This is a genomic window from Staphylococcus pasteuri (assembly GCF_030547725.1).
In the GTDB taxonomy this organism is placed as follows: Bacteria; Bacillota; Bacilli; order Staphylococcales; family Staphylococcaceae; genus Staphylococcus; species Staphylococcus pasteuri.
In genome coordinates this window covers 1-278 of sequence record NZ_JAUOQO010000282.1, presented here as the reverse complement: position 1 = coordinate 278, position 278 = coordinate 1, and the positions used below count along the sequence as shown (strand labels likewise).

Here is a 278-nt window from a genome sequence, read left to right as displayed (position 1 = left end):
GTATCGCAGAGCCGATGCCGACGCACATCCCGCCCCTAGGAGACATCTAATATGCCGAAATGGATTGTGACCACGGACGACGGTATCTCCACTGTCGAGGAGGCCGACCTGCCACACGTCGCGGCACGGCAGGCGACCGACGCGGTTCACGTTGATTACCTCTACCGCGATGACCACGGCCGCTTCGTCTACACGCTGTTCGACCAGGACGGCACCAACTACGGCGACCTGACGGTAGAGCCGGAGGTTGACGAATGAAGCCGTACTACGAGCAGGAC

Annotated in this window: 1 protein-coding gene; it reads left to right on the top strand. The window is 61.2% G+C overall.

All coding sequences use genetic code 11. From position 1 onward, the window contains the following. The first annotated feature begins 51 nt into the window (after positions 1-51). Positions 52-258: a hypothetical protein gene (locus tag Q4528_RS13680; RefSeq protein ID WP_303522099.1), complete on the top strand. Its 207-nt coding sequence runs from the start codon at positions 52-54 to the stop codon at positions 256-258. Positions 259-278: the final 20 nt, after the last annotated feature.